Origin of the sequence: Frankia gtarii (assembly GCF_025403375.1) — a bacterium.
Classification (GTDB): Bacteria; Actinomycetota; Actinomycetes; order Frankiales; family Frankiaceae; genus Frankia; species Frankia gtarii.
In genome coordinates this window covers 1-21744 of sequence record NZ_JAMPTM010000067.1, presented here as the reverse complement: position 1 = coordinate 21744, position 21744 = coordinate 1, and the positions used below count along the sequence as shown (strand labels likewise).

17 protein-coding genes are annotated in these 21744 nt (G+C 71.3%); 16 read left to right on the top strand and 1 reads right to left on the bottom strand.

The window, feature by feature from the left end:
* The first annotated feature begins 283 nt into the window (after positions 1-283).
* The 16 genes from NBZ83_RS12605 to NBZ83_RS12530 all read left to right on the top strand — a co-directional run bounded on the left by NBZ83_RS12605 (position 284) and on the right by NBZ83_RS12530 (position 20174).
* Positions 284-1588, top strand: coding sequence for a geranylgeranyl reductase family protein (locus NBZ83_RS12605; protein ID WP_261568810.1), 1305 nt, complete (start codon positions 284-286; stop codon positions 1586-1588).
* A gap of 407 nt (positions 1589-1995) precedes the next feature.
* The gene (locus NBZ83_RS12600) at positions 1996-2358 is read left to right on the top strand and encodes an NADH-quinone oxidoreductase subunit A (protein ID WP_136447586.1); all 363 of its coding nucleotides are present in this window, start codon (positions 1996-1998) and stop codon (positions 2356-2358) included.
* Positions 2349-3224, top strand: coding sequence for a NuoB/complex I 20 kDa subunit family protein (locus tag NBZ83_RS33810; protein WP_368861841.1), 876 nt, complete (start codon positions 2349-2351; stop codon positions 3222-3224). Before NBZ83_RS12600 ends, NBZ83_RS33810 begins: the two co-directional genes overlap by 10 nt.
* Before the next feature lie 73 nt (positions 3225-3297).
* Complete coding sequence (locus tag NBZ83_RS12590; protein WP_261568822.1) at positions 3298-3990, top strand: NADH-quinone oxidoreductase subunit C; 693 nt, start codon at positions 3298-3300, stop codon at positions 3988-3990.
* 58 nt (positions 3991-4048) lie between these two features.
* A complete protein-coding gene (locus tag NBZ83_RS12585) occupies positions 4049-5464 on the top strand; it encodes an NADH-quinone oxidoreductase subunit D (protein ID WP_261574998.1) in 1416 nt (471 codons plus the stop codon).
* Positions 5464-6198, top strand: coding sequence for an NADH-quinone oxidoreductase subunit NuoE (gene nuoE / locus NBZ83_RS12580; RefSeq protein ID WP_261568812.1), 735 nt, complete (start codon positions 5464-5466; stop codon positions 6196-6198). Before NBZ83_RS12585 ends, nuoE begins: the two co-directional genes overlap by 1 nt.
* A 2-nt stretch (positions 6199-6200) precedes the next feature.
* On the top strand, positions 6201-7529 hold the full coding sequence (gene nuoF, locus NBZ83_RS12575) for an NADH-quinone oxidoreductase subunit NuoF (protein WP_261568813.1): 1329 nt from the start codon (positions 6201-6203) through the stop codon (positions 7527-7529).
* A gap of 2 nt (positions 7530-7531) precedes the next feature.
* Positions 7532-10252, top strand: a complete 2721-nt coding sequence (locus NBZ83_RS12570; protein ID WP_261568814.1) for an NADH-quinone oxidoreductase subunit G — start codon at positions 7532-7534, stop codon at positions 10250-10252.
* On the top strand, positions 10249-11595 hold the full coding sequence (nuoH, locus tag NBZ83_RS12565; RefSeq protein ID WP_261568815.1) for an NADH-quinone oxidoreductase subunit NuoH: 1347 nt from the start codon (positions 10249-10251) through the stop codon (positions 11593-11595). The genes NBZ83_RS12570 and nuoH overlap by 4 nt, the downstream gene beginning before the upstream one ends.
* A gap of 3 nt (positions 11596-11598) precedes the next feature.
* Positions 11599-12327 (top strand): NADH-quinone oxidoreductase subunit NuoI, encoded by a 729-nt coding sequence (nuoI, locus tag NBZ83_RS12560; RefSeq protein WP_261574997.1) that lies wholly within the window; start codon positions 11599-11601, stop codon positions 12325-12327.
* Entirely contained in the window at positions 12324-13370 is a 1047-nt protein-coding gene (locus NBZ83_RS12555) for an NADH-quinone oxidoreductase subunit J (RefSeq protein ID WP_261574996.1), read from the top strand. The genes nuoI and NBZ83_RS12555 overlap by 4 nt, the downstream gene beginning before the upstream one ends.
* Positions 13367-13666 carry an NADH-quinone oxidoreductase subunit NuoK gene (nuoK, locus tag NBZ83_RS12550; protein ID WP_044885129.1) on the top strand — a complete coding sequence of 100 codons (300 nt, stop codon included), beginning with the start codon at positions 13367-13369 and terminating at the stop codon, positions 13664-13666. Before NBZ83_RS12555 ends, nuoK begins: the two co-directional genes overlap by 4 nt.
* A gap of 99 nt (positions 13667-13765) precedes the next feature.
* Complete coding sequence (gene nuoL, locus NBZ83_RS12545; RefSeq protein ID WP_261568818.1) at positions 13766-15751, top strand: NADH-quinone oxidoreductase subunit L; 1986 nt, start codon at positions 13766-13768, stop codon at positions 15749-15751.
* Position 15752: 1 nt separating this feature from the next.
* Positions 15753-17579, top strand: coding sequence for an NADH-quinone oxidoreductase subunit M (locus tag NBZ83_RS12540; RefSeq protein WP_261568819.1), 1827 nt, complete (start codon positions 15753-15755; stop codon positions 17577-17579).
* The gene (gene nuoN, locus NBZ83_RS12535) at positions 17576-19150 is read left to right on the top strand and encodes an NADH-quinone oxidoreductase subunit NuoN (protein ID WP_261568820.1); all 1575 of its coding nucleotides are present in this window, start codon (positions 17576-17578) and stop codon (positions 19148-19150) included. Before NBZ83_RS12540 ends, nuoN begins: the two co-directional genes overlap by 4 nt.
* A 7-nt stretch (positions 19151-19157) precedes the next feature.
* Entirely contained in the window at positions 19158-20174 is a 1017-nt protein-coding gene (locus tag NBZ83_RS12530; protein WP_136446585.1) for a polyprenyl synthetase family protein, read from the top strand.
* A 123-nt stretch (positions 20175-20297) separates the two neighbouring features.
* Here NBZ83_RS12530 and NBZ83_RS12525 read toward each other — a convergent pair.
* On the bottom strand, positions 20298-21744 hold a 1447-nt coding region (locus NBZ83_RS12525; RefSeq protein WP_261574995.1), incomplete at its 5' end, for a hypothetical protein.

Genomic DNA, 21744 nt, shown 5'->3' with positions numbered 1-21744 from the left:
CAGGAAAGGGGTGGGCATTATACGCTCGTCTAGAAGTTGCGTCAGAACGCTACGGCGGGTCCGCGCGGGCCGGGGGGCGGAAACGGTCGCTCACGGTGGCCATTGGGTGCGCGAAGTCGACTCGTCCGGTCCTCAGAGCATCCTGGTTGGTGCGATTGGCCAGCGTAGGGCCTACACTCGCCGAGGACGCTCGTGAAGAATTTCACGAGCACTCAGGCTGAGGGTTCCGGCCGGGAGCGCTCCCGGGACGGGTGTTCGAGCAGATCCGGAGCAATGGGTGGCCATGGCGACGACAAGGACTGACGGAGCGGGCGGTGGGTCGACGACCGACGCTGACGTCATCGTGGTCGGCGCCGGCCCTGGTGGTTCGTCCGCCGCCTACCACCTGGCCAGTACCGGGTTGGACGTCCTGTTGATCGAGAAGACGACCTTCCCGCGCGAGAAGGTCTGCGGCGACGGGCTGACTCCGCGCGCCGTGCGCAGCCTCGTCGAGATGGGCATCGACACCTCGCCCGCCGCCGGCTGGGCGCGCAACAGGGGCCTGCGCATCGTCGGCGGCGGCGTGCGGATGGAGCTGCCCTGGCCGGATCTGGCCAGCTGGCCCGACTACGGCCTCGTCCGCCCCCGGCTGGACTTCGACGATCTGCTCGCCCGGCACGCGGTGAAGGCCGGCGCCCGGCTGCAGGAGGGCACGGCCGTCACCGGACCGCTGATCGACGAGCGCACCGGCCGGGTCGTCGGCGTCCTGGCGCGCACCGGGCCCGACCGGGAGCCGGTGACCTACCGCGCGCCGCTGATTATCGCTGCGGACGGTAACAGCGCCCGGATCGCGTTGGCGCTCGGCATCCGTCGCCGCGAGGACCGCCCGCTCGGCGTCGCGGTCCGCCGCTACTATCGCAGCCCGCTCACCAACGACGACCATCTCGAGTCCCACCTCGAGCTGTGGGAGGGCCGGCCGCGTGAAAGCCGCCTGCTTCCCGGCTACGGCTGGATCTTCGGTGTCGGCGACGGCACCAGCAACGTCGGTCTCGGTCTGCTGAACACCACCGACGCCTTCCAGCACACCAACTACACCGACCTGCTGCGCCGCTGGCTCGGCGCGCTGCCGCCGGAGTGGGGGTTCACCGAGGACAACGCGATCGGTCCGGTGCGCGGCAGCGCCCTGCCCATGGGCTTCAACCGCACCCCGCACTACCGCGACGGCGTGCTGCTCGTCGGAGACGCCGGCGGCATGGTCAATCCGTTCAACGGCGAGGGCATCGCCTACGCTTTGGAGTCGGGCCGGTACGCCGCCGAGGTCGCCGTGCAGGCCCTCGCCCGCGCCGAGGGGCCCGCCCGAGAGCGCGCCCTCGGACACTATCCGGCGATAATCCGCGCCCAGTACGGCGGGTATTACACCCTTGGTCGATATTTTGTCCAACTCATCGGGAATCCGACCATCATGGCGTTCGGGACGAAGTACGGGCTGCCGCGGCCGATGCTCATGCGTTTCGTTCTCAAGATCATGGCAAATCTCACCGACCCCCGGGGAGGGGATGCGATGGACCGGTTGATCAACGCAATGACCCGGCTCGCTCCCGCGGCCTGACGTGTTATTCGGGTCGATCCGGCGGCGTGCCGCCTGGACCGGATCGACGGATTTACGGTATATCGAACATGGCGGCGCCGGCGCTGGTGGGCCGGCGTCGGCACGGAGTCTGACCAGCCGTCGCGGCACACCCGACCCGCCACCTTCTTCGCGGACAGGGCTGTGGGCTCAACCCGCCATCGGTTCGGCTCTCGGGGGAGAGCCGGCGGGAAGGGCAGTCGAGGCGGCGAAGTACCACCAGGCCGGGGGATTCGGGTCAGGATCGCATGAGGGCGCCCCGCTTCGAGGCGCCGTGACCAGTGGCGACAGACGTGACGAACACCGAGCGCGGATCGTTCGCGGTCCGTTCACCGGAAAGCCTTCCTCATAACATCCGGTAACACTCTTTCGAAGGAGAGGAGTTCGGCATGCTCTCGAACTACGTGCCGATCCTCGTTCTGCTGGCGATCGCGAGCCTGTTCGCGGTCGGTTCCGTCGCGGCGGGCGCGGTCATCGGCCCCCGCCGGTTCAATCGTGCGAAGATCGACGCCTACGAGTGCGGGATCGAACCCTCTCCGGCCCCGGCCGGACCGCAGCGCTTCCCGGTGAAGTACTACAACACCGCGATGCTTTTCATCGTCTTCGACATCGAGATCATCTTCTTGTTCCCGTGGGCGGTCGCCTTCGACAGCCTCGCGGTTTTCGGCCTCGGTGCGATGGCGCTGTTCATGGCGACGATCTTCGTCGCGTATGCCTACGAGTGGCGTCGTGGAGGTCTGGAATGGGACTAGAGGAGAAGCTACCCGGCGGCGTGCTCCTCGCCAGCGTCGAGAAGCTCGCCAACTGGTCCCGGCGGTCGTCGCTGTGGCCGGCGACCTTCGGGCTGGCTTGCTGTGCGATCGAGATGATGTCCACCGGCGCCGGTCGCTACGACCTGTCCCGGTTCGGCATGGAGGTCTTCCGGGCCAGCCCCCGCCAGGCCGACCTGATGATCGTCGCCGGCCGGGTGAGCCAGAAGATGGCGCCCGTGCTGCGGCAGATCTACGACCAGATGCCCGAGCCCAAGTGGGTGTTGTCGATGGGGGTCTGCGCCAGCAGTGGCGGCATGTTCAACAACTACGCGATCGTGCAGGGTGTCGACCACATCGTCCCCGTCGACATGTACCTGCCCGGCTGCCCGCCGCGGCCGGAGATGCTGATGGACGCCATCCTCAAGCTGCACGAGAAGATCCTCGCCGGCCCGGTCACCGGCCGGACCCCGCACACCGAGTCCGGCTCGTCGCCGTACCCGAAGCCGATCGACGTCGCCACCGCCCGTGCCGGGCTGCCCGCCGGTCAGCTCGACACCCGCACCCTGTCCGTCAACGACCGCAAGCACTTCCGGATCCCGGCCGGCGCGCCGGTCCCCACGGATCGCGGCGCTGTCGAACCCACCCTGGACACCCGCCGGCCCGCCGCGATCGCCCCGTCGTCGGTGTTCGGCCGGACCAAGCGGATCCCCGTCGAGGCCAAGCCCGCCGACGAGTCGCGGGCCCACGGCTCCGGCCCGAGCACCGCGGACTTCACCGACAGCGACGCCGCCCCGGGCGGCGCCACGGCCGGCACCGGCGCCGCGCAGCGGGGCGCCGACCCAGGAGCGACCCATGACATCCCCTGACGGCACATCCCCCGACGGCGCGCCCCCCGCCGGCCGGGACTCGCCTGGCGGCGCGTGCGACGAGAACGGGGCCATGGCGAACGGCGCCGGCGAGCTGGTGGGTGGCGGCAACGGTCTGCGACCGGGACGGCGCCACGACGCGTTCGGCGCCGGCGGCTCCGGCGACACCTCCGGGTTCGGCCGTCTCGTCGCCCCGGCCCCGGTGCTGGCCGCCAGCGAGCGGCCGTTCGGTGATCCGGACGCCGACGCGGTGTATGACGCGCTCGAACGAGTCTTCCCGCAGCTCGGCGACGCCGTCGAGCGGGCCGTCGTCGACCGCGGTGAGCTGACCCTGCACGTGCGCCGCGAGGGTCTGCCGGCGCTGGCGCAGACCCTGCGTGACGATCCGGGGCTGCGCTTCGAGCTGCTGTCGTCACTGTCCGGAGTGGACTACCCGGACGACGCCACCGGCCGCCGGCTGCACTCGGTGGTCCACCTGACCTCGATGACCTACCGCCGCCGGCTGCGCCTGGAGGTCTCCGTCGCCGACGCCGACCCCACGGTGCCGAGCCTGACCTCGGTGTGGCCCACCGCGGACTGGCACGAGCGGGAGGCCTACGACCTGTTCGGCATCGTCTACACCGGCCATCCCGGGCTGACCCGGATCATGATGCCGGACGACTGGATCGGGCACCCGCAGCGCAAGGACTACCCGCTGGGTGGCATCCCGGTCGACTACAAGGGCGCCACGGTCCCGCCGCCGGACGAGCGCCGGAGCTACTCGTGATCCCGCACCCGGCCCTGACCGGCCGCCTGCATCCCCGAGGCGACATCCGAGGTTCGCTATGACGCCCAGCAGCACGTCGGCCCCGCACGCATCGACCGCCCAGCATGCATCGACCGCCCAGCCCACCGATGCCACCTCCCAGCCCACCGACGGATCCTCGGCCTACGAGGCCGGGTTCACCGAGTCCGCCTCCGGGCGGGTCTACACCGTCACCGGCGGCGACTGGGAGGAGATCCTCGGCGCCGGCGAGGATGACGCCGAGCGCATCGTCGTCAACATGGGGCCGCAGCACCCCTCCACGCACGGAGTGCTGCGCATCGTGCTGGAGATCGAGGGCGAGACGGTCACCGAGACCCGGCTCGTCATCGGCTACCTGCACACCGGGATCGAGAAGAGCTGCGAATACCGCACCTGGACCCAGGCGGTCACCTTCCTCACCCGCGCGGACTACCTGTCCCCGCTGTACAACGAGGCGGCCTACTGCCTGTCCGTGGAGAAGCTGCTCGGCATCACCGACGACATCCCCGAGCGGGCCACCGTGATCCGGGTGCTGGTGATGGAGCTGCAGCGCATCGCCTCGCACCTGGTGTGGCTGGCCACCGGCGGCATGGAGCTCGGCGCCACCACCGCGATGATCTTCGGATTCCGGGAGCGGGAGAAGGTCCTCGACCTGCTGGAGCTCATCACCGGGCTGCGGATGAACCATGCCTTCATCCGCCCCGGCGGCCTGGCCCAGGACCTTCCGGACGGCGCGGAGCGGGCCATCCGGGAGTTTCTCGTCGACATGCCGAAGCGGATCCGCGAGTACCACCGGCTGCTGACGGGCCAGCCGATCTGGAAGGCGCGGATGGTCGACGTCAACGTCCTCGACGCCGCCGGCTGCATCGCCCTCGGCGTCACCGGGCCGGTGCTGCGCGCCGCGGGCCTGCCCTGGGACCTGCGCAAGACCATGCCTTACTGCGGCTACGAGACCTACGAGTTCGACGTGCCGACCGCGTTGGAGGCGGACTCCTTCGCCCGCTACCTGGTGCGGCTGGAGGAGATGGGCGAGTCCCTGAAGATCGTCGAGCAGTGCCTGGACCGACTGCGGCCCGGCCCGGTCATGGTCGCCGACAAGAAGATCGCCTGGCCGGCCCAGCTGTCGATCGGCGCCGACGGGATGGGTAACTCGCTGGCGCACATCCGAAACATCATGGGGACCTCGATGGAGGCCCTCATCCACCACTTCAAGCTGGTCACCGAGGGCTTCCGGGTGCCGCCCGGCCAGGTCTACACGCAGATCGAGTCGCCCCGCGGCGAGCTCGGCTACCACGTGGTCAGCGACGGCGGCACGAGACCGTTCCGCGTCCACGTCCGTGACCCAAGCTTCGTCAACCTGCAGGCCGTCCCGGCACTGACCGAGGGCGGCCAGGTGGCGGACGTGATCGTCGGGGTCGCCTCGGTGGACCCGGTGCTCGGGGGAGTTGATCGGTGATGGCCTTCTCGCCCGAGACCCACGCCGCCGCGGCCGAGATCATCGCGCGATATCCCGCCGGGCGGTCCCGTTCCGCGCTGCTGCCGCTGCTGCACCTGGTGCAGGCGGAGCAGGGCTGCGTGACGACCGAGGGGGTGTCGTTCTGCGCGGACACGCTCGGCCTCACCCAGGCGGAGGTCGGCGCGGTCGCGACCTTCTACACGATGTACAAGCGGCGGCCCGTCGGCGACTACCTCGTCTCGGTCTGCACGAACCTGTCCTGCGCGCTGCTCGGCGGCGACGAGGTTTACGCCCGGGTCGCCGAGCGCCTTGGCATCGGCCACGACGAGACAACCCCGGACGGCTCGATCACCCTCGAACACGCCGAGTGCCTCGCCGCCTGCGACTACGCGCCGGTGATGACGGTGAACTACGAGTTCTACGACCAGGTCGATCCCGACGCGGCGCAGGCGATCGTCGAGGGCCTGCAGGCCGGCGAGCGTCCCGCGCCGACCCGTGGCGGGCCGCTGTGTTCGTTCGCCGAGACGTCCCGCCAGCTCGCCGGGTTCGCCGACCCCCGCCCTGAGGGCGTCGCGGGACCGGGCGTCGGCGAGCCGTCGGTCGCCGGCCTGCTCCTCGCCGAGACCGCCGGCTGGCGGGCCGACCAGGCCCCCGCGCCATTCGTCACCGCGGGCCAGACCGGCGCGGGCCAGACCGGCGCGCCCACCGCCTCCACCGAGCGGAAGGGGAGCTGACGATGCCCGTCACCCCGGTCCTCACCCGGCGCTGGAACACCCCGGAGTCGTGGACGATCGACACCTACCGCCGGCTCGACGGCTACGTCGCGCTGCGCACGGCGCTGGCCGGCGACCCCGACGAACTCATCAAGCTCATCAAGGACTCGGGGCTGCGCGGGCGCGGCGGCGCCGGCTTCCCCACCGGCATGAAGTGGGGCTTCATCCCGCAGGGCGACGGCCGGCCGCACTACCTCGTCATCAACGCCGACGAGGGCGAGCCCGGCACCTGCAAGGACGCCCCGCTGATGAAGGCCGACCCGCACTCGCTCGTCGAGGGCATCATCATCGCGGCGTACGCGGTGCGGGCCAGCCGGGCGTTCGTCTACCTGCGCGGCGAGCTGATCCACGCGGCCCGCCGACTGCGCACCGCGGTCGCCGAGGCCTACGCCGCCGGCTACCTCGGCCGCGACATCCTCGGCAGCGGCTTCGACCTCGAGCTCGTCGTGCACTCCGGCGCCGGCGCCTACATCTGCGGCGAGGAGACGGCACTGCTCGACTCGCTGGAGGGCCGGCGCGGCCAGCCTCGGCTACGCCCGCCGTTCCCGGCGACACACGGGCTGTACGCGTCCCCGACGGTCGTGAACAACGTCGAGACGATCGCGACCGTGCCCTACATCGTCAACTACGGCGTCGACTGGTTCCGCACGATGGGCCGGGAACGTGCCCCGGGCCCGAAGATCTTCAGCCTGTCCGGCCACGTGACCCGGCCCGGCCAGTACGAGGTCCCGATGGGCACCACCCTGCGCGAGCTGCTGGAGCTGGCCGGTGGGGTGCGCGGTGGGCGCGCGCTCAAGGCCTGGACACCGGGCGGATCGTCCACCCCGATGCTCACCGCGGAGCACCTCGACGCCCCGCTGGACTTCGAGGGCATGCAGGAAGCCGGGTCGCTACTCGGCACCGCGGCCCTGATGATCATGGATGACACGACGGACATGCTCCGGGTCGTCCGCCGGCTCACCCAGTTCTACGCCCACGAGTCGTGCGGCAAGTGCACCCCGTGCCGGGAGGGCACGAGCTGGATGGTGAAGATCCTGTCCAGGCTGGAACGGGGCCAGGGCGACGCCTCCGACGTCGACACCCTCGTCGACGCCTGCGACAACATCTTCGGCCGGGCGTTCTGCGCGCTGGCCGACGGGGCCACCTCCCCGATCGTCTCGGGGATCAAGTACTTCCGGGACGAGTTCATCCCGGTGAGCGCGGTGACCACGAAGCCGGATCTCACCCCCGACGCCGCGGCCGGCAACGGCTCGGCCACAACCACCCCAGGCGCCTACGCGGGAGCGCACTGATCATGACCGTCGCCCCATCCCAGCCGGCCGCGCCGGCCGCCACGGATCTCGTTCCCCTCACCATCGACGGGCTGCCGATCAGCGTCCCCAAGGGCACGCTGATCATCCGGGCGGCGGAGCTGCTCGGGATCGAGATCCCGCGGTTCTGCGACCATCCGCTGCTCGACCCGGTCGGCGCCTGCCGGCAGTGCATCGTCGAGGTGGAGGGCCAGCGCAAGCCCGTCGCCGCCTGCACGACGACCGTCGCCGCCGACATGGTCGTCAAGACCCAGCTCACCTCGCCGGTGTCCCGCAAGGCCCAGGCTGGCAACATCGAGTTCCTGCTGCTCAACCACCCGCTGGACTGCCCGATCTGCGACAAGGGCGGCGAGTGCCCGCTGCAGAACCAGTCGATGGCCAACGGCGGCGCCGTCTCCCGGTTCAAGGAGGCCAAGCGGGCCTACCCGAAGCCGCTGGCGATCTCCACCGAGATTCTGCTCGACCGGGAACGCTGCGTGCTGTGCGCCCGCTGCACCCGGTTCTCCGCGCAGATCGCCGGGGACCCGTTCATCGAGCTGTTCGAGCGCGGCGCCGCCGAGCAGGTCGCGGTCAGCGACTCCCAGCCGTTCTCGTCCTACTTCTCCGGCAACACGGTGCAGATCTGCCCGGTCGGCGCGCTCACCAGCGCCGCCTACCGGTTCCGCGCCCGCCCGTTCGACCTGGTCTCGACGCCGACGGCGTGCGAGCACTGCGCCTCGGGATGCAGCCTGCGTACCGACCACCGGCGCGGGAAGGTGATGCGCCGCCTCGCCGGCGACGACCCGGCGGTCAACGAGGAGTGGAACTGCGACAAGGGCCGCTTCGCGTTCACCTACGCCCGGGCCGCCGACCGGCTGACCACCCCGCTGATCCGCGACGACGACACCGGGCAGCTCGTCGAGGCAACCTGGTCCGAGGCGCTGGAGTACGCCGCCCGGGGCCTGGCCGAATGCCGCGACCGGCATGGCGTCGGAGTGCTTGCCGGTGGCCGGCTGACCCGCGAGGACGCCTACGCCTACGCCAAGTTCACCCGGGTGGCGCTCGCCTCCAACGACGTGGACTTCCGTGCTCGGCCGCACTCCGCGGAGGAGGAGCAGTTCCTCGGCCACGCGGTCGCCGGCACCGGCATCGGGGTGACCTACGCCGACCTGGAGGCGGCGCCGGCGGTGCTGCTCGTCGCCTTCGAGCCGGAGGAGGAATCGCCGATCATCTTCCTGCGGCTGCGTAAGGCCGCCGACAAGCACGCCACCGCCGTGCACGCGCTCGCCCCGCTGGTCACCCGCGGGCTCGCCAAGCTCGCCGGGACGCTGGTCACCACCGAGCCCGGTGCCGAGCCGGCCATCCTCGATGCGCTTGCCGACGCCCGCCCCGACGCCGGTCCCGCGGCGGGCGACGCCGATCCGCTCGCCGCGACGGCCCGCGCCGTGCGCGCGCCCGGCGCGGTGATCCTCGTCGGCGAGCGGGCCGGCGAGTTCCCCGGAACGCTGTCCGCCGTCCTACGCCTCGCCAACGCCACCGGCGCCGCGCTCGCCTGGGTGCCCCGCCGCGCCGGGGATCGCGGCGCCGTCTCCGCCGGGCTGCTGCCGTCACTGCTGCCCGGCGGCCGTCCGGTCGCCGACCCCGCCGCCCGCGCCGAGGTCGAGGCGTTCTGGGGCGGCCGGCTGCTCGGCGCGCCCGGCCGCGACACCGCCGGCATCCTCGCCGCGGCCGCCGCCGGCCGCCTCGACGGGATCCTCGTCGCCGGGGTGGACGCCGAAGACCTGCCCGACCCGGCCGCGGCGCTGGCGGCGCTGGCCCGCGTGCCGTTCTGCGTGTCGGTCGAGGTCCGGCGCTCGGCCATCGCCGAAGTCGCCGACGTGGTGCTGCCGGTCGCGCCGGTGGCGGAGAAGGCCGGCTCGTTCGTCGACTGGGAGGGCCGGCTGAGGCCCTTCCAGCGGGCCCTGGACACCCCGGCGTTGCCCGACGTGCGCGTGCTGCACCTGCTCGCCGCCGAGATGGATGTCGACCTGCGGCTGCCCGACACCGGCGCGGCCGCCCGCGAGTTGCGCGACGTCGGCCGGGCCGGCGCCGCAGTCACCCGGGTGCCCGCGCCGAGCGATCCCGCCGAGCCCGCCAGCGTCCCCGGTCCGGGGGAGGCGGTGCTCGCCACCTGGCATCAGCTCGTCGACGACGGCGCCCTGCTCGCCGACGAGCCCTACCTCGCCGGCACCGCCCGGCCCGCCCGCATCCGCCTGTCCGCGGCGACCGCCACCGAGATCGGGGCGGCCGCCGGGGACCTGGTGACGGTGCGCAGCGGCCGCGGGTCGGTCACCCTGCCCTGCGAGCTCACCGTCATGCCCGACCGGGTCGTCTGGGTGCCCACCCACTCACCCGGCTCGCACGTGCGCCGCTCGTTGGCCGCCCGCGCCGGCGTCGTCGTCCGGATCGCGGCCGGCGGCACCGCCCGTCCGGCCGGCGCCGACACGTTCCCGGTCGACCAGCGTCGCGGCACGGCGCTGGGGGCCGAGCTCACCGCGGCCCGAGACACCGCCGTGACCGTCGAGACTCCCGTGACCGTCGAGACTCCCGCGACCATCGTGGCCACCGCGACCGCCGCGCCACCTGGGAGAGTCGCGCCGCCGGCGGTCCCGACGGGACTGGGCGCGGGGCCTGGCGGGCTCACGCCGCGCACCGCCAGCGACGAACCCGCCGGGGGTCGGCCATGAGCTCCACCGCCGCGATCGTGCTCGCCGCCCCGGTCGACCCGGACCTGTCCGGTTTCGGCGACGACCCGTTCTGGCTGATCCTGCTCAAGGGCGTCGCGGTCTTCGCCTTCCTGCTGCTGATGACGCTGTTCTCGATCGTGTTCGAGCGCAAGGTCGTCGCGAAGATGCAGCAGCGGGTCGGGCCGAACCGGCACGGCCCGAAAGGCTGGCTGCAGAGCCTCGCCGACGGCGCCAAGCTGATGCTCAAGGAAGATCTGATCCCGGCCCTCGCCGACAAGCCGATCTTCATCCTGGCGCCGATCCTCTCGGCAGTCCCGGCGTTCCTGGCCTTCGCCGTGATCCCGTTCGGCCCGGAAGTATCGATCTTCGGTGAGCGCACCACGCTCCAGCTCGCGGACCTGCCCGTCAGCGTGCTCTACATGCTCGCCGCCGCCTCGCTCGGGGTATACGGGCTGATCCTGTCCGGCTGGTCGAGCGGCTCGACCTACCCGCTGCTCGGCTCGCTGCGCTCGGCGGCCCAGATCATCTCCTACGAGGTCGCGATGGGCCTGTCGTTCGTCGCGGTGTTCATGTACGCGGGCACGCTGTCGACGTCCGGGATCGTGGCGAGCCAGTCGGGCCGGTGGTACATCGCGCTGGTGCCGTCGTTCGTCCTGTACTGCATCTCGATGGTCGGTGAGACGAACCGGACGCCCTTCGACCTGCCCGAGGCCGAGGGGGAGCTGGTCGGCGGCTTCCACACCGAGTACAGCTCGATCAAGTTCGCGTTCTTCTTCCTCGCCGAGTACATCAACATGGTCACCGTGTCGGCGATCGCGACCACACTGTTCCTCGGCGGCTGGCAGCCGCCGCCGATCCCGGGTCTGTCCGGCCTGGACCACGGCTGGGTGCCGATGATCTGGTTCGTCGCGAAGCTGCTGCTGTTCCTGTTCTTCTTCATCTGGCTGCGTGGGACGTTGCCCCGGCTGCGCTACGACCAGTTCATGGCGTTCGGCTGGAAGGTGCTGATCCCGGTCGGCCTGCTGTGGGTCCTGATCATCGCCACCTTCCGCGTCTACCAGAAGGACGTCGACGACCGCACACCGTGGCTGGTCGGCGTCGGGGTGGTCATCGGCGTCATGCTGATCATCGCGCTTGTCGATCCCGGTGGCGCGAAGCACCAGCGGGAGCTGGAGGAGGCCGAGCGCAGCAAGCTCGCGCAGGCGCCGAGCCTCGAAAGCATCCCGTGGCCGCCCCCGCCACCCGCCGGTGCGCGCAACCGTCCGGCGGTGCCCGCGGGCACCTCGGCCAACGGGTCGTCCACCGTCATCCCCGCGGATCCCCCTCCGCGTCAGGAGAGCTGAGTCATGGGCTTCTTCGACCCCTACAAGGGCTTCGGCGTCACCTTCTCGACGATGTTCAAGAAGCCGACGACGGAGCAGTACCCGGAGCAGAAGAAGGAGACCGCGCCCCGGTTCCACGGTCGCCACCAGCTCAACCGCCACCCGGACGGGCTGGAGAAGTGCGTCGGCTGCGAGCTGTGTGCCTGGGCCTGCCCCGCCGACGCCATCTACGTCGAGGGCGCCGACAACACCGAGACCGAGCGCTACTCGCCGGGGGAGCGGTACGGCCGCGTCTACCAGATCAACTACCTGCGCTGCATTCTGTGCGGGCTGTGCATCGAGGCGTGCCCGACCCGGGCGCTGACGATGTCGAACGACTACGAGCTCGCCGACGACAGCCGTCGCGATCTGATCTTCACCAAGGAGCAGCTGCTCGCCCCGCTGGGTGATGGCATGCAGGCGCCGCCACATCCGATGCGGCTCGGCGACAGCGAGACCGACTACTACGTGCGTGACCCGGACGCGCCGCTGCCCTGGCAGGTGACCGATGAGCAGCGCGCGGCCGCCGGCGCCGCCTCCGACCGCGCCGCCTCCGACCGCGCCGCCTCCGACCCCGGGGCCTCCGACCCCGGGGCCTCCGACCCCGGGGCCTCCGACCGTGCGGCCGACGTGATCGACCGGCGCGCGGCCGGCGAGCACTCCCGGGCCGACGAGGTGCCCGCGCATGGTGCCGGTTCGGAGCGGCCGCGATGACCCACGCGACCCTGCTCGCCGCCGCGGGCGAGATCACCAGCACCTCCACCGGCGAGGCCGCGGTGTTCTGGATCCTGGCGCCGATAGCGGTGCTGGCCGCGGTCGGGATGGTGCTGGTCCGCAGCGCCGTGCACTGCGCGCTGCTGCTGGTGGCGAACCTGTTCTGCGTCGCGGTGTTCTACATGGTCCAGCAGGCGCCGTTCCTCGGCTTCGTGCAGATCATCGTCTATGCGGGCGCGATCATGGTTTTGTTCCTGTTCGTGCTCATGCTCGTCGGCGTCGACTCGTCGGACTCGCTGGTGGAGACCATCCGCGGCCAGCGGCTTGGCGCGGCGATCTTCGGGCTTGGCTTCGCCGGGCTGCTGGTCTTCCCGATCGGCTCGGCCATCGACGGCGGCAGCGCCAAGGGCCTCGACAAGGCCAACGAGGGCGGCAACGTCCAGGCGATCGGTCGGCTGCTGTTCAGCAACTACGTCTTCGTTTTCGAGGCGATCTCCGCGCTGCTCGTCGTCGCCGCGATCGGGACGATGGTGCTCGGCCACCGCGAACGCGAGGGCGGTCGGGTCGGCCAGCGGGAGTGGATGCGTCGCCGGTTCACCGAACCCGGACGCCAGGTCACCCCGCTGCCCGGACCCGGCGTCTTCGCCCGACACGACTCGGCCGACACCCTCGGCCTGCTGCCCGGCGGCGGCCGCGCCTCCGGCATCGGCGGCATCCCCGGCATCCCCGAAACCGCCGAGGAGCCGGGCGTCACTGACCTCCCCGGCGGCCGGGCGGCATCGGACACCCCGGACACCCCGGGTGCTCCTGGCACCCCCGGGGTGTCGGACGGGCCGGGATCGGCAGGTCCCGGCGGGCCGCCGGGATCGCGCGGGCCGGACAGGCCGGACAGGCCGGACAGGCCGGGCGGCACCACGCCGGGCGCACCGGTACCCCCGGCGCCGACGGACGGTGCCGCGGCGGACGGAGGCGCGGGCGGAGCGGAACCGGTCGATGTGAACGGCTCGGCGCTGGCGGGCGCCGGTAAGGGGGACGAGCGGTGAATCCCGCCAACTACCTGATCCTCTCGGCGCTGCTGTTCACCATCGGCACCGTCGGGGTCCTCGTCCGGCGCAACGCGATCGTCGTGTTCATGTCGATCGAACTCATGCTCAACGCCGTGAACCTGACCCTGGTCACGTTCTCCCGGATCAACGGCACCCTCGACGGCCAGATCATGGCGTTCTTCGTCATGGTCGTCGCCGCCGCCGAGGTCGTCATCGGCCTGGCCATCATCCTCAGCATCTTCCGCACCCGTCGCTCGGCGTCGGTGGACGACGTGAACCTGCTGAAGTACTGACCTGCGACCCAGCGGCCGCGGCGCCTGGAGCGGTCATGGAAGAACGGACGAGACTGCAGTGACGCTTTATCGCCAACGACGCGCCGTGGCGGGGTCGCGATGAGGGTCGACCCGGTTCTGCTCGCGGCGACCGAACCCGGCGGCCAGCCGATCCACTACGCCGCCGCCTCCGGGGTGTTCTCGCTGTCCTGGCTGGTCATCGTGCTGCCGCTGGCCGGCGCCGCGGTCCTGCTGCTGGGGGGCCGGCGCACCGACCGGGTCGGCCACATCATCGGCACGCTCGCGGCGGCGGCGAGCTTCGTGCTCGGCCTGGTGCTGTTCGCCACCCTGCTCGGCCGCGACGGCGACGACCGGGCGCTGTCCCAGCACCTGTACTCCTGGATCCCGGTGAACGGCTTCCAGGTGGACGTCGGCCTGCTCGTCGACCAGCTCTCGATCGTGTTCGTGCTGCTGATCACCGGCGTCGGCACGCTGATCCACATCTACTCGATCGGCTACATGGCGCACGACCCGAACAGGCGCAAGTTCTTCGCCTACATGAACCTGTTCCTGGCGTCGATGCTGCTGCTCGTCCTGGGCAACAACTTCCTGTCGCTCTACGCCGGCTGGGAGCTGGTCGGCCTGTCGTCGTACCTGCTCATCAAGTTCTGGGAGGACCGGCCGGCCGCGGCCACCGCGGCGAACAAGGCCTTTTACATGAACCGGGTCGGTGACGTCGGCCTCGCCCTGGCGATCATGTTCATGTTCGCCACCGTCGGCTCGACCAGCTACGCGGACGTGTTCGGCGCCGCCGCCGCGGGCGTCATCGGCTACGGCACCCTGACCGCGATCGCGCTGTTGCTCCTGCTCGGCGCGTGCGGCAAGTCCGGCCAGTTTCCGTTGCAGGCGTGGCTGCCAGACGCCATGGAGGGCCCCACTCCGATCTCCGCGCTCATCCACGCGGCGACCATGGTCACCGCCGGGGTGTACCTGATCGTCCGGGCCGGCCCGATCTTCGACGGGACGCAGGCGGCGCGCACGGTCGTCGTCATCATCGGCGCCGCGACGATCCTCATCGGCTGCGTCATCGGCTGCGCCTACGACGACATCAAGAAGGTGCTGGCCTACTCGACCGTCAGCCAGATCGGCTACATGTTCCTCGCCGTCGGCCTGGGGCCCGCGGGCTACGCGCTGGGCATCATGCACCTGGTCGCCCACGGCTTCTTCAAGGCCGGCCTGTTCCTCGGCGCCGGGTCGGTGATCCACGGGATGGACGACGACCAGGACCTGCGCCACTACGGCGGGCTGTGGCGGTACATGCCGATCACCTGGGTGACCTTCGGCCTCGGTTACCTGGCCATCATCGGATTCCCGGGGCTGTCAGGGTTCTTCACCAAGGACCGCATCATCGAGACCGCCTTCGACAAGGGCGGGACGTCCGGTTACCTGCTCGGCTCGATCGCGCTGCTCGGCGCGGGCATCACCGCGTTCTACATGACCCGGTTGTTCCTGATGACCTTCCACGGCAAGCCGCGGTGGTCGTCCGAGGGACCGGCGGCGAAGCACCCGCACGAGTCGCCGGTGTCGATGACCGGGCCGATGGTCGTGCTGGCGGTCGGCTCGGTGTTCGCCGGCGGCCTGTTCGTCCTCGGCCACTCGCTGCAGGACTGGCTCGAACCGGTCGCCGGGACGGGCGTCGAGGGCGTGCACACGTTCTCTCCGGTCGTTCTCACCCTGCTCACCCTGGTGGTGACCGCGGGCGGTTTCGCCGGCGCCTACCTGCGCTACCAGATGCGGCCGGTCGAGTCCGTGGCCCGGCCGGACACCGAGGTCAGCCTGGTCACCTTCGCCGCCCGGCACGACCTGTTCGCGAACACGTTCAACGAGACCGTCGCGATGCGCCCCGGCCAGTACCTGACCCGCTTCCTGGTCTGGCTGGACCTCGTCGGCATCGACGGGCTCGTGCGGGGCAGCGCCGCGGCCATCGGCGGGCTGTCCGGGCGGATGCGCCGCCTACAGACCGGCTTCGTCCGGTCCTACGCTCTGTCGATGTTGGGAGGTGCCGTCCTCGTGGTCGGCGCACTGCTACTGGTGAGGGCGGGCTGACGTGAACACGGTCCCCTGGTTGACGATCCTGCTCATCGTTCCGGCCGCGGCAGCGGTGGTCGTCGCCGCCCTGCCGCGGCGCCACGCGACGCTCGCCAAGCAGCTCACCCTCGCCGTCACGCTCGCGGTCCTGGTGCTCGCCGTGATCGCGACCTTCGCCTACGACCCGGACAAGGCGGGCTTCCAGTTCGGTCAGTCCTACGACTGGATCTCCACGTTCGGCATCTCCTACTCGGTCGGGGCCGACGGCATCTCGCTGGTGCTGATGCTGCTGGCCGCGCTGCTGGTGCCGGTCGTGGTGCTGTCGTCGTGGAACGAGGTCGACGGCGAGGCCGCGGGCGGTGGCCGTGTCCCCGCTCCCACAGCCGTCCCCGATCGAGGCACGCCCGGTGGGTCCGCCGGAGGCGCTGGTCCCGCCGTCGACGTCGAGGGGATCGGCCCAGTCGGTGGTGCCGGTGGTGCCGGTGGTGCCGGTGGTGTCGGTGGTGGGGCGGGCGGAGCCACGGCCGTGCTGGCCGCCCCGGCCCCGGCACGGCCCGTGACGTTCCCGCCGGTCGAGACGCGGGGGGAGGCCGAGACGCCTGGCCGCCGTTCGGTGCCGGCGTTCTTCGCGCTGCTGCTCGCCCTGGAAGCCGGGATGATCGGCGTGTTCGCCGCGACCGACGTCTTCCTCTTCTACGTGTTCTTCGAAGCGATGCTGATCCCGATGTACTTCCTCATCGGCAGCTACGGCCCGGTGAAGGAGCAGGCGCAGCGCTCCTACGCGGCGGTGAAGTTCCTGGTCTACAGCCTGTTCGGCGGCCTGCTCATGCTCGCCGCGGTGATCGGCCTGTACGTCGTGTCCGCCGACAACCTCGGGCACGGCACGTTCGACTTCGCCACCCTGCGGCAGATGGAGATCACCCCGGGGGTGCAGAAACTGCTGTTCCTCGGGTTCTTCGTCGCATTCGCGATCAAGGCCCCGCTGTTCCCGTTCCACACCTGGCTGCCCGACGCGGGCGCCCAGTCGCCCACCGGTGGCGCGGTGCTGCTCGTCGGCGTGCTGGACAAGGTGGGGACCTTCGGGCTGATCCGCTACTGCATCCCGCTGTTCCCGGACGCCGCGGACTACTTCGCTCCGATGGTGCTGGGCCTTGCGGTCGTCGGCATCTTCTACGGGGCGCTGCTGGCCATCGGGCAACGAGATATGAAGCGCCTGGTCGCCTACACGTCGCTTGCCCACTTCGGCTTCATCGCGTTGGGCGTGTTCGCCTTCACCAGCCAGGCCGGCACCGGCGCGGTGCTCTACATGGTCAACCATGGCCTGTCGACGGGGCTGCTGTTCCTGGTCGTCGGCTTCCTGGTGGCCCGCCGCGGCACCCGCGACGTCGGCGCCTACGGCGGCCTGGCAAAGGTGACGCCGCTGCTCGCCGGGGTCTTCCTCCTCGCCGGGCTGTCGTCGCTGGCGCTGCCCGGGACGAACAGCTTCGTCAGCGAGTTCCTCGTCCTGGTCGGCACGTTCACGGCGAACAAGCCGCTCGCGATCGTGGCGACCTGCGGCATCGTGCTCGCGGCGATCTACGTCCTGTACCTGTACCAGCGGACGATGACCGGCCCGATCGTCCACCCGGAGAACAAGGTCCTGCACGATCTCAGCCTGCGCGAGAAGCTCGTCGTGGCCCCGATTGTCGCCCTCATCGTCGCCCTCGGGGTGTACCCGAAGCCGCTGCTTGACATCATTACGCCGACGGTGACGGCGACCTACGCCGACATCGGCAAGTCCGATCCGGCACCGACCCACCCTGCGGCCGCCCATCCTGTCGCCACGCAGCCCGGAGGCCATTCGTGAGCGCCGATCCGACCCTCCTGCTGGCGCAGGCACAGAAGATCACACCGCCGTCGATCGAGTACTCCTCGCTGAGCCCACTGCTCATCGTCTTCGCGGTGGCGCTGATCGGGGTGCTCGTCGACGCCTTCGCCACTCGCGGAGCGCGCCGGGTCATCCAGCCGATCCTGGCCGGCGGCGGCTTCATCGCCGCGCTGGTCGCGGTCGCGGTGCTGCACGGCCGGCACGCGGTGCTCGCCTCGGGCGCGGTGGCGATCGACGCGCCGACGCTGTTCATGCAGGGCACGATCCTGGTCTTCGCGCTGCTGTCGGTGCTGCTCGTGGCCGAGCGCCAGCTTGACTCCTCCGGGGGCGCGATCGTCGCCTCGGCGGCGATCACGCCCGGCTCGAAGGGCTCGACCGCGCAGCAGACCTCCGCGGACATGCAGACCGAGGCGTACCCGCTGATGGTCTTCTCGGTCACCGGCATGATGCTTTTCGTCGCGTCGAACAACCTGCTGGTGATGTTCGTGGCGCTGGAGATCCTGTCGCTGCCGCTGTACCTGCTGGCCGGGCTCGCCCGCCGGCGGCGCCTGCTCTCGCAGGAGGCGGCGATGAAATATTTCCTGCTCGGAGCATTCTCCTCGGCGTTTTTTCTCTACGGCGTCGCGTTTGCCTACGGGTTTGCCGGCAGCGTGGAGCTCGGCAAGGTCGCCGACGCGGTCGGCGCGGTGGGGAAGAACGACACCTACCTCTACCTCTCGCTCGCCCTGCTCGCCGTCGGCCTGTTCTTCAAGATCGGCGCAGCGCCGTTCCACTCGTGGACGCCCGACGTCTACCAGGGCGCCCCGACCCCGGTGACCGCGTTCATGGCCGCCGGGACCAAGGTCGCCGCCTTCGGCGCCCTGCTGCGCGTCTTCTACGTCGCCTTCGGCGGCCTGCGCTGGGACTGGCGGCCGGTGCTGTGGATCGTGGCGATCCTCACGATGGTCGTCGGCGCGGTGCTGGCGCTGACCCAGCGCGACATCAAGCGGATGCTGGCCTACTCGGCGGTCGCCCACGCCGGCTTCCTGCTCGTCGGGCTCGCCGGCACCAACACCGACGGCCTGCGCGGCTCGATGTTCTACCTGGTCACCTACGGCTTCACCACGATCGCCGCGTTCGCCGCGGTCTCGCTGGTGCGCACCAGCGACGGTGAGGCCAGCGACCTGTCCCAGTGGCGGGGGCTCGGCCGCACCTCGCCGCTGCTGGCCGGCACGTTCTCCTTCCTCCTGCTGGCGCTCGCCGGCATCCCGCTGACCAGCGGATTCACCGGGAAGTTCGCCGTGTTCCAGGCGGCGATCGAGGGCGACGCGACCCCGCTCGTGATCGTGGCCCTGGTGTGCAGCGCGATCGCGGCCTTCTTCTACGTGCGCGTGATCGTGCTGATGTTCTTCTCGGAGCCGCTCGCCGAGGGGCCCGTCGTGGTCACCCGACCGACCCTGACCTTCGGCACGGTCGGCATCGGCACCGCCGCGACACTTGTCCTGGGAGTAGCGCCACAGCCCCTTCTGGACCTCGCCAATACCGCGGCGACGTCTGGCTTCGTACGCTGACGGTGGTATGAGCGCTATCGGGCTGGACGTCGTGGGGATCAGGACCGATCCTGATCTGGAAAAAGCCGTGCGAGATGGGCTTGGTCAGGTGGAGGAGCTGCTACGCACATCTGTGCGCAGCGAGTTCTCCTTCGTGACCGAGACCTCGCGGCATCTCGTCGACGCGGGGGGTAAACGCTTCCGCCCGATCGTCGTGCTGCTGGCCGCGCACTTCGCCGATCCGCACGCCCCCGGGGTGGTGCCGGCGGCTGTCGCGATCGAACTCACCCATCTGTCGACGCTGTACCACGACGACGTGATGGACGAGGCGCCCCGGCGCCGGGGCGCGGCGTCCGCCAACGCCCGGTGGACGAACACGGTCGCGATCCTCACCGGTGACTACCTGTTCGCCCGCGCCTCCGACATCACCGCGGACCTGGGCCCCGCGGCGACCCGGATCCTGGCCCGCACGATCGCGACCCTGTGCGAAGGTCAGATCCGCGAGACCGTCGGCCCCGCGCCCGACCAGGATCCGGTCGAGCACTATCTGCGGGTGGTCACGGAGAAGACCGCCTCGCTGATCGCCACCTCCGGCCGCCTCGGCGCCATGCTCGCCGGCGCGGACCCGGTCACCGTCGACACCCTGGCGACCTTCGGCGAGCTGTTCGGGGTGGCCTTCCAACTTTCCGACGACATCATCGACGTCGCCTCCGACCCCGCCGACTCCGGGAAGACCCCCGGCACCGACCTGCGAGAGGGTATCCCCACCCTGCCGGTCCTCTACGCGCTGCAGGCCGAGGACCGGGCCGCCGGGCGGCTGCGGGAGCTCATCAACTCGGACTTCGCCGCCGGGGGCGGGAACCCGGATGAGGGCGTCGCCGAGGCGATCGAGCTGCTGCGTGCGCACGACGGGATGGCCCGGGCCCGCCGGGAGCTCGTGGCCTGGTCGACCCGCGCCCGGGAATGCCTGGCCCCGCTGCCGGACAACGCGGCGAAGACAGCCCTGGAGTCCCTCGCCGACTTCGTCATCGACCGCACCGGCTGAGGCGCTCCCCGGCCACGCCGGCACCCGGTCGCCCGGGAGCGGACGCCGTGTCCCGGGACAGCAGCGGGGCGGCGCACCGGGAGGGACGGCGCGGAGAGGCCCGCCCCGGGGACGGCGGGTGGGTCAGTGGTGAGCGGCCTGGGACGCGCTCGGCGTGCCGCTCGACCGCTGCGACGGAACCGTGGACGTCGTGGACGTGCCGTGGGTCGTGGCGGCGCCACTTGACCCGTTGAACCAGGAACCGAGCAGCGGTTCCACGTCAATCGGGGTCGGGTGGAACGGCAGCGAGCCCGTGCCCGGGGACCCGGTGGCGGTCGGCGCAGTCGCCGGGCTCGTGGCCGGGCGGGTGGTTTCGCCGCCGGCGGATTCCGACGGAGTCGCGGTGGCCGTCGGGGCCGACGTGGCAGTGGTGCCCGCCGTGGTCGCGGCGCCGGTGCTCGGCGCGATGGAGCGCAGGTCGGTCGGCCCGGTGGCGGGCTGATCCCGCGGGAGCAGCGAGATGATCGGGATCGGCGCGGTGGTGGGGCTCAGCGCGACCGTGCTGAGACCGGCCGACCCGCCGCTACTCGACGAACCGGAGCCGCTTGACCCGGTACCCGCCCGATCGGCGCTCGGCGCGAGCTCGGCCCGCGGCGGCGAACTCAGGGCGCGGTCCCGCGACGCCTGGGTCTGCGCCGCGCCGTACGCGAACGCCTCCGTGCCGCCGGTGTACTGGATCCGCGGTGCCTCACCGGCGTTCGGGACCGCCGTGCCGCCAGCCCCCCCATCGCCCCCGAAGGCCACCCCGGCGACGAGGGCTGACAGTCCGGCCAGTGAGACGGTGCCGGCAGCGGCCAGCCGCACCCGCCCGTTGCCGCGCCGCAGCGGCGCCCGGTGGGCGCCCGGGACACGCTCGGCCGGCGCATGGTCCCGCGCAGCCGCCGGGGCCGGTCGGCCGCGCCGGGGGCCGACGGGCATCCGGCCAGTGGTGGGCATCCTGCTGGCGGTGGGCATCCTGCTGGCGGCGAAGGACGCCCCGGAGGAGGGGCTCACCACTCGAGCTGCGCCGGCGAAGCGGGAACTCCGCTCCCAGGACACGGCGCCGTGGGCGGGGGAGTCCGACCACCGCTCGTCGCGGTATCGGTCATCATCGCCGTACCGGTACGATTCGTCCGAGTTGTACTGTCCGTTCTCTTCGTACCGGTCATCCGTGTCGTACCGGTTGTTCGTGTCGTACCGGTCGTCCGTGTCGTACTGGTCGTCCGTGTCGTACCGGTCATCGCCGAGCCGGTCGTCCGGGTAGAACCGGTCGTCTTCCGTGGCATCGGCGTCGAGTCGGCTCTCGTCCTGCCAATCGCCGCCTCGCCGACCGCCGCCAAACTGATCGGCCTGGAACCGAGCTGGGTCGAACTGGTTGTCGGTGTTTCCGTCGTCGGCAGCCAACCGGTCGTGTCGTGGCCAGCCTCGCCCGACGGGCGCGCGGCGCATCGGATCGGTCGGGTCCTCGCCGCGGTCGCGCTGCTGCCGGCCGGCGGCGTGGCCGTCCCAGGCCGGCGCGGACTGCCGGGCCTGGCGGGCGGTGGTGCTGACC

What these genes read in the sequence shown, in the direction of transcription:
- NBZ83_RS12605 (WP_261568810.1), top strand. Translation starts at nt 284, where the DNA reads ATGGCGACGACAAGGACTGACGGAGCGGGCGGTGGGTCGACGACCGAC.
- NBZ83_RS12600 (WP_136447586.1), top strand. Translation starts at nt 1,996, where the DNA reads ATGCTCTCGAACTACGTGCCGATCCTCGTTCTGCTGGCGATCGCGAGC.
- NBZ83_RS33810 (WP_368861841.1), top strand. Translation starts at nt 2,349, where the DNA reads ATGGGACTAGAGGAGAAGCTACCCGGCGGCGTGCTCCTCGCCAGCGTC.
- NBZ83_RS12590 (WP_261568822.1), top strand. Translation starts at nt 3,298, where the DNA reads ATGGCGAACGGCGCCGGCGAGCTGGTGGGTGGCGGCAACGGTCTGCGA.
- NBZ83_RS12585 (WP_261574998.1), top strand. Translation starts at nt 4,049, where the DNA reads ATGACGCCCAGCAGCACGTCGGCCCCGCACGCATCGACCGCCCAGCAT.
- nuoE (WP_261568812.1), top strand. Translation starts at nt 5,464, where the DNA reads ATGGCCTTCTCGCCCGAGACCCACGCCGCCGCGGCCGAGATCATCGCG.
- nuoF (WP_261568813.1), top strand. Translation starts at nt 6,201, where the DNA reads ATGCCCGTCACCCCGGTCCTCACCCGGCGCTGGAACACCCCGGAGTCG.
- NBZ83_RS12570 (WP_261568814.1), top strand. Translation starts at nt 7,532, where the DNA reads ATGACCGTCGCCCCATCCCAGCCGGCCGCGCCGGCCGCCACGGATCTC.
- nuoH (WP_261568815.1), top strand. Translation starts at nt 10,249, where the DNA reads ATGAGCTCCACCGCCGCGATCGTGCTCGCCGCCCCGGTCGACCCGGAC.
- nuoI (WP_261574997.1), top strand. Translation starts at nt 11,599, where the DNA reads ATGGGCTTCTTCGACCCCTACAAGGGCTTCGGCGTCACCTTCTCGACG.
- NBZ83_RS12555 (WP_261574996.1), top strand. Translation starts at nt 12,324, where the DNA reads ATGACCCACGCGACCCTGCTCGCCGCCGCGGGCGAGATCACCAGCACC.
- nuoL (WP_261568818.1), top strand. Translation starts at nt 13,766, where the DNA reads ATGAGGGTCGACCCGGTTCTGCTCGCGGCGACCGAACCCGGCGGCCAG.
- NBZ83_RS12530 (WP_136446585.1), top strand. Translation starts at nt 19,158, where the DNA reads ATGAGCGCTATCGGGCTGGACGTCGTGGGGATCAGGACCGATCCTGAT.